7 protein-coding genes are annotated in these 6332 nt (G+C 68.1%); 6 read left to right on the forward strand and 1 reads right to left on the reverse strand.

What is annotated here, in order from left to right; translation table 11 throughout:
- Positions 1-9: 9 nt before the first annotated feature.
- The 5 genes from AC1DKV_RS19650 (at position 10) to rng (ending at position 4345) form a co-directional block, all read left to right on the forward strand.
- On the forward strand, positions 10-747 hold the full coding sequence (locus AC1DKV_RS19650) for a nicotinate-nucleotide adenylyltransferase (RefSeq protein ID WP_441612474.1): 738 nt from the start codon (positions 10-12) through the stop codon (positions 745-747).
- A gap of 28 nt (positions 748-775) precedes the next feature.
- Positions 776-1543 carry a ribosome silencing factor gene (gene rsfS, locus AC1DKV_RS19655; RefSeq protein ID WP_441643170.1) on the forward strand — a complete coding sequence of 256 codons (768 nt, stop codon included), beginning with the start codon at positions 776-778 and terminating at the stop codon, positions 1541-1543.
- Between the two features lie 22 nt (positions 1544-1565).
- Positions 1566-2036 (forward strand): 23S rRNA (pseudouridine(1915)-N(3))-methyltransferase RlmH, encoded by a 471-nt coding sequence (gene rlmH / locus AC1DKV_RS19660; protein ID WP_441612476.1) that lies wholly within the window; start codon positions 1566-1568, stop codon positions 2034-2036.
- Between the two features lie 113 nt (positions 2037-2149).
- On the forward strand, positions 2150-2755 hold the full coding sequence (locus AC1DKV_RS19665) for a Maf family protein (RefSeq protein WP_441612477.1): 606 nt from the start codon (positions 2150-2152) through the stop codon (positions 2753-2755).
- A gap of 123 nt (positions 2756-2878) precedes the next feature.
- The gene (gene rng / locus AC1DKV_RS19670; RefSeq protein ID WP_441612478.1) at positions 2879-4345 is read left to right on the forward strand and encodes a ribonuclease G; all 1467 of its coding nucleotides are present in this window, start codon (positions 2879-2881) and stop codon (positions 4343-4345) included.
- A gap of 46 nt (positions 4346-4391) precedes the next feature.
- Here the strand turns inward: rng and AC1DKV_RS19675 are convergent, their stop codons facing one another.
- Positions 4392-5027 carry a TetR/AcrR family transcriptional regulator gene (locus AC1DKV_RS19675; protein WP_441612479.1) on the reverse strand — a complete coding sequence of 212 codons (636 nt, stop codon included), beginning with the start codon at positions 5025-5027 and terminating at the stop codon, positions 4392-4394.
- A gap of 90 nt (positions 5028-5117) precedes the next feature.
- On the opposite strand from AC1DKV_RS19675, the gene AC1DKV_RS19680 reads away from it, so the two are divergent.
- Complete coding sequence (locus tag AC1DKV_RS19680; RefSeq protein WP_441612480.1) at positions 5118-6050, forward strand: sterol desaturase family protein; 933 nt, start codon at positions 5118-5120, stop codon at positions 6048-6050.
- The last annotated feature ends 282 nt before the right edge of the window (positions 6051-6332 follow it).

A 6332-nucleotide genomic window follows, 5' to 3' on the forward strand; every position in this document is an offset into this window, starting at 1 on the left:
GGCGAGCGTATGGAACACGAACACGACAAGGCACGACCACGCAACGCCGCCGATGGCGAGCGCCCCTACCGCCTCGGCATCCTCGGCGGCACCTTCGACCCGCCGCATATCGGCCACGTAGCGCTCGCCAGGCTCTGCATCGAACACCTCGAACTGGACGAACTGGTCTGGATCCCGACCGGCCAGTCATGGCAGAAGGGCGACGATGTCACCCCCGCCGCCGACCGGCTGGCGATGACCGAGCTTGCCTCCGCCGCGCTGGCCGACACCCGCGCGCATGTCCACGCCAGCCGCATGGAAGTGGACCGCGCCGGCCCCAGCTATACCGTCGACACCGTGCACGAACTGCGCCAGCACTATGGCCCCCACGCCTCCATGGCATGGCTGATGGGTGCCGACCAGTTGCTGCGCCTGCACACCTGGCACGGCTGGCAGGCGCTGTTCGCGGACGTGCACCTGTGCGTGGCGACACGGCCCGGTTTCGACCTCTCCGGACTCGACGGACCGGTGCGCCAGGAGCTCGCCACGCGCCGGGGGTCCACCCACCTGATACAATCCACGCCCTCCGGCCACATGTGGATCGACCAGACGCTCGCCGTCGACCTCTCCTCCACCGCCCTTCGCCAACGCCTGGCCGCCGGACAGCCGGCAGATGACCAACTGCCGCCCGGCGTGGCACACTACATCGCGAGCCGCGGCCTTTACCGGCCTGCCCAGTCGGATCTGCCCGACCCGGCCCGCCCATAAACCGATCTCAGCTGAACAAGAACGCACCATGGATATTCGCAAACTGCAACGCGCCATCGTCGAAGGCCTCGAAGATGTCAAAGCGCAGGACATCAAGGTGTACGACACCACCCACCTGACCGAACTGTTCGACCGGGTGGTGATCGCCAGCGGGACCTCGAACCGCCAGACCAAGGCGCTGGCCGCCTCGGTGCGCGATACCGTCAAGGGTGCGGGCGGCCATATCATCGCGGTGGAAGGGCTGGAAACGGGCGAATGGGTGCTGGTCGACTGCGGCGACGCCGTGGTCCACATCATGCAGCCGCAGCTGCGCATGTACTACAACCTCGAGGAAATCTGGGGCGACAAGCCGGTGCGCCTGAAGCTGGCCGCCAAGAAGGGCCTGGCCAAGGCCAGCGAGCCGATGGACGACGACGAGGACGACGCCCCCGTGGTGCGCACCGTGCGCCGCGCCAGCGGCCTGCGCCCCGCCCTGGCGCGCCTGCCCGAAGGCATGAAAGAGCCGTCGCCGCCGCTTGGCCACGAAGACACGGACGCCGACGCCATCGCCGTCAACCGCGCGCCGACCGTGCAGAAGCGCCTGACCAGCGCGCTGGGCTCGGCCCCCGCGCGCAAGGCGCCGGCCAAGACCGCGGCACCGCGCAAGACCGCCGCCGGCACCGCACGCAAGACGGCTGCCAAGACCGCCCCCAAGCCGGCCACCAAGACGGCTGCCAAGGCACCGGCGAAGGCGCCTGCGAAGACCGCCGCCGCCAAGGCGCCGGCCGCGCGCAAGCGCACAACCCGCTCGGCCTGAGCCTGGCCGGCACCACCCTGCCATGCAGTTGCTGATCGTGGCCGTCGGCCACAAGATGCCCGGCTGGATCGAGACGGGCTTCGCCGAGTACGCCAAGCGCATGCCGCCGGAGCTGCGCATCGAGCTGCGCGAGATCAAGCCCGAGGCGCGCTCCTCCAGCAATAACGCCACCACCGTGATGCAGCGCGAGGCGGCCCGCATCGAGGCGGCGCTGCCCAGGCAATGCCGCATCGTGGCGCTGGACGAGCGGGGCCGTGATCTCACCACGGTGCAGCTCGCGGGCCAGCTGACCGACTGGCAGCGCGAAGGCGGCGACGTGGCCTTCCTGATCGGCGGCGCCGACGGGCTCGACCCGGCCCTCAAGGCGCGCGCGCAAACCCTGCTGCGCTTGTCCAGCCTCACCCTGCCGCACGGCATGGTGCGCGTGCTGCTGGCCGAGCAGCTCTACCGCGCCTGGTCGGTCACGCAGAATCATCCGTATCACCGCGCCTGAGCCGCGGGCGGGGGCCATTCCTGCCGCGGCGCGGCAGGCGGGTACAATGCGGCCCAAGCGGCGCATGGCGACCGCCGGATCTTTCCCCTCAGGACTTCCCGACTGGCCCAGCCGTGACCCACACCTTCCTCTATCTCGCCTCCCAGAGCCCGCGCCGGCGCGAGTTGCTGACCCAGCTCGGGGTTGCCTACGAACTGCTGCTGGCCGACGACGACGAGGACGCCGAAGCGCTCGAAGCCGTGCTGCCCGGCGAAAGCCCGGACGACTACGTGCAGCGCGTCTGCGCGCTCAAGGCCGAAGCCGCGCTGCGCCGCCGCGAGCGGCGCGCCCTGCCCGACGCCCCCATCCTCACTTCCGACACGACGGTATGCCTGGGCGGCGACATCCTCGGCAAGCCCGCCGACGATGCCGACGCCGTGCGCATGCTGGGCGCGCTATCGGGCAGCACCCACCGCGTGCTGACCGCGGTGACGGTGGTCTCCACGCTGGGCCTGCGCCATGCGCTGTCCATCTCCGAGGTCACCTTCCGCGCCATGAGCCAGGCCGAGATCGCGGCCTATGTCGCCAGCGGCGAGCCGGCCGGCAAGGCCGGCGCATACGGCATCCAGGGCCGCGCGGCGGAATTCGTGGCGCAAATCGGCGGCAGCTATTCGGGTATCATGGGCTTGCCCCTGTTCGAGACGGCTGCGCTGCTCCGACAGGCCCAACTGCGGTTCTGAGAACCCGCCACCGACCTTCCGTTATCCCATGGCATGCACGGCCATGGCATCGCCCCCGGAGCGCGTGGCGGCATAGTGCGGACAACCCCCTGGCCGGCCCGCCGGCGACGAGATTCACCCAACATGACTGAAGATATCCTCGTCAACATCACACCGCAGGAAACGCGCGTGGCCATCGTGCAGCAGGCCGCCGTGCAGGAACTCCATGTCGAGCGCACGCTGTCGCGCGGGCTGGTCGGCAACATCTATCTTGGCAAGGTCGTGCGCGTGCTGCCCGGCATGCAGTCCGCCTTCATCGATATCGGCCTCGAGCGCGCGGCCTTTCTCCACGTTGCCGACATCTGGCACCCGCGCGACCCGGAGAAAAACGGCAACGCCGCGCCGCTGGCGATCGAGAAGACGCTCTACGAAGGCCAGGCGCTGATGGTGCAGGTGATCAAGGACCCGATCGGCACCAAGGGCGCGCGCCTGTCGACCCAGGTCAGCATCGCCGGGCGCACCCTGGTCTACCTGCCGCAGGACCCGCACATCGGCATCTCTCAGCGCATCGAAGGCGAGGTCGACCGCGAAGCCCTGCGCGCGCGCGTGCAGAGCCTGGTGCCGGCCGACGAGCGCGGCGGCTTTATCGTGCGCACCATCGCCGAGGAATCGAGCAACGAAGAACTCGGCAACGACATCGCCTACCTGCGCAAGATCTGGGCCTCGATCCGCCAGAACGCCACCACCCTGCCCGCGCCCAGCCTGCTCTACCAGGACCTGAACCTGGCCCAGCGCGTGCTGCGCGATTTCGTCAGCGACGCCACCAACGCGATCCAGGTGGACTCGCGCGAGAATTACCAGAAGCTGGTCGAGTTCGCCCAGGAATACACGCCGGCGGTGCTGTCGCGCCTGACCCACTACACCGGCGAGCGCCCCGTCTTCGATCTCTTCAACATCGACGCCGAGATCGAGAAGGCGCTGTCGCGCCGCGTCGACCTCAAGTCCGGCGGCTACCTGATGATCGACCAGACGGAGGCCATGACCACCATCGACGTCAACACCGGGGGCTATGTCGGCGCGCGCAATTTCGACGACACCATCTTCAAGACCAACCTGGAGGCGGCGCATACCATCGCGCGCCAGTTGCGGCTGCGCAACCTTGGCGGGATCATCATCATCGATTTCATCGACATGGAGAACGGCGAGCACCGCGACGCCGTGCTGTCCGAGCTCAAGCGCGCGCTCTCGCGCGACCGCACCCGCATCACCGTCAACAGCTTCTCGCAGCTCGGCCTGGTGGAGATGACCCGCAAGCGCACCCGCGAATCGCTGGCGCACGTGCTGTGCGAGCAATGCCCGGTGTGCCAGGGCAAGGGCCAGGTCAAGACGCCGCGCACCGTGTGCTACGACATCCTGCGCGAGATCATGCGCGAATCGCGCCAGTTCAATCCGCGCGAGTTCCGCATCCTGGGCTCGCAGCATGTGATCGACCTGTTCCTCGAAGAGGAAAGCCAGCACCTGGCCATGCTCGGCGACTTCATCGGCAAGCCGATCTCGCTGCAGGTGGAATCGACCTTCCACCAGGAACAGTACGACATCATCCTGATGTAGTCCGAGGCGGCGCGGGCCACGCCGCCCGCTTCCGCCTTGCGCGGCCTTACTCCGCCTTCTCCCGCAGGAACCCCCGGATCAGCCGCGCCAGTTCCTCTTCCAGCTCTGGCCGTCCGAGCATGGTTTCGTCCACGGCGAGCGCGCTGCGAATCACACCGATCACGGCCTGCGTCAGCACAAAGGCGGCCATGGGCCGCAGTACCACGGCGCGATTCTGCGCATCCACCAACCGGCCCGAACTCAGCCATTGCGCGACCTGCGCCGCGGAATTGTCCAGCGCCGGCTGGGCACGCGAGGCCAGCGCCACTTCCACCAGGATCTTGCGAACGCGGTAACGGCCGCCGAAAGCGCCCAGGAGCGCGCGCACGAGCAATCTGGCGCGCTCGCGGGGATCGGCAGCGCCCGGCGTGCTCAGGAGCTCATCGAGGCGGCCAAGCACGCGTTCGATCTCGCGGCGGCCCAGCGCCTGCATCACCTCCTGCTTGTTCGAGAAATACTGGTAGAGCGTGCCGATGCTGATGCCGGCGACCTCGGCGATGCGATTGGTGCTGAGTGCCTCCAGCCCCTCTTTCTCCAGCAGGCGGATGGTAGACTCGAATATGAGTTCGATCTTCTCGCGGGAGCGAGCCTGGATCGGCCGTCGGCGGCCGGCACCGTTGCGCTGCAGGGGTTGCGACTCCATGGGGCGTGCTCCGGAACGCGAGTAAGCAAACCTGATACTAGCTCATATAATCGTCTGCATCCTATTGCAAGGCAGCGCCAGGAAGCTCGCATGACCCGTCTTGAGTTGATCCAGCTCTATGCCCTGCCGGTCGTGGTCGGCGCATCGCTGGTGGAAGCCCTGGTGCTGCACTGGCGCAAGCCGGGCACCTTCGACTGGCACGAAGCATGGCTGTCGCTGGTGGATCTGGCCGGGCGCAAGATCCTGTTCCTGCTGCCCCTGTCGCTGGCGGCGCCGGTGTTCGCGCTCGCCTGGCAGCACCGCTTGCAGACCATCGCCATGGATAGCTGGATGCTCGCCGCCGGCTTGTTCGTCGGCCAGGAGTTCTGTTACTACTGGTATCACCGCGCGGCGCACCGCGTGCGCTTCTTCTGGGCCACCCACGCGGTCCATCACTCGCCCAACCAGCTCACGCTGTCCACGGCCTACCGCCTCGGCTGGACCGGCAAGCTCGCCGGCAATACGCTGTTCTTCACGCCGCTGGTATGGCTTGGCTTCAGCCCGGAAGTGGTGCTCACCACGTTGTCGCTGAACCTGCTGTACCAGTTCTGGATTCACGCGACCTGGATTCCGAAGCTGGGCTGGCTGGAATATGTCCTGAACACGCCGTCGGCGCACCGCGTCCACCATGCGTCGAACGTCGAGTACCTCGATGCCAATTTTGGCGGCGTGCTGATCGTGTTCGACCGACTGTTCGGCACCTATATCGCCGAGCGCGACGAGCTGCCGTGCCGCTATGGGCTGGTCACGCCGATGCGCTCGCGCAATCCGCTGCGGGTCGAGTTCCAGCAGTGGCTCGACCTGGGGCGCGATCTCGCGCAGGCAAACGGTTTGCGCGCGCTGCTGGGCTATCTCCTCATGCCGCCGGGATGGCGCCCGGACGGCCAGGGCCACACGACCGAGGCGCTGCGGCGCAACGCCGCCACGCTCGGCGACCTGGCGCCCGACGGCAACGCGCGCATGCCCAAGGAAGCAGGCGGCTGAACCGTGTCCATCTCTGCGCCGGCGGCGGCATCTGATGCCTGCCGCACCGTGCTCCCGCGCTTTCCCTCGCCTTCCTTTCGCCATCCTCTATAAATACAGGTAGAGGTACGCGCGGCCAGCCAACCGGCCGCACGGGCACCGGGCGCAAGGAGTAGCCATGAAGAACACGCGCTTGCCCGCGTGGCTGTCAGTCGCCGCATTGACGGCCTGCACCGTGACGCTGCCGCCGCCCTCGCCGCCCGCCGCGCGCGCACCGGAGCCGCGCCCCGCGGCACCCAGCGC

It is taken from the genome of Cupriavidus sp. 05T41, from assembly GCF_056396525.1.